Origin of the sequence: Pseudoalteromonas sp. GW168-MNA-CIBAN-0100 (assembly GCF_040309225.1) — a bacterium.
Lineage (GTDB): Bacteria > Pseudomonadota > Gammaproteobacteria > Enterobacterales > Alteromonadaceae > Pseudoalteromonas > Pseudoalteromonas arctica.
Genome location: NZ_JBEOOL010000227.1, coordinates 1 through 365, shown reverse-complemented (window position 1 = coordinate 365; position 365 = coordinate 1). Strand labels below are relative to the sequence as shown.

At 43.8% G+C, this 365-nt stretch carries 1 protein-coding gene; it reads left to right on the top strand.

The features are described 5' to 3' along the window. Positions 1-365: hypothetical protein (locus tag AAEY62_RS20860; RefSeq protein WP_350636201.1), on the top strand; the 365-nt coding region annotated here is incomplete at both ends.

The following is a 365-nucleotide window of genomic DNA, read 5'->3' as shown; positions in this document are numbered from 1 at the left end:
GGCTAAGCAGCTAGAAATTAAAACGACCATGCAAGACGCTCGCACCGAGCTTAACGCGTTAACAACCGAGAAGCTTGATGAAACCTACAAGCAACTCAGCGAGCAAAAAGCCCAGTATTTTGCAGTACAAACACAGCTGCGTACCTTACAAGAAAAAGTAAATCAGCAGCTTAATGCTTTAAAAACCGAGCAACACGCGCAGCAGCAATTACAAAACCAGCATGTTGAGTTAACTAATCAGTTAAACCAATTAAGCAGTAAACATAACGAGCTAAGCGTACAAATAAACGAGCTAAGCGCAGCGCTTAACGCGCAATTTGAACACAGCGACTTTTGGCAGCAGCTGCAAAGTGAATCGCTTACCC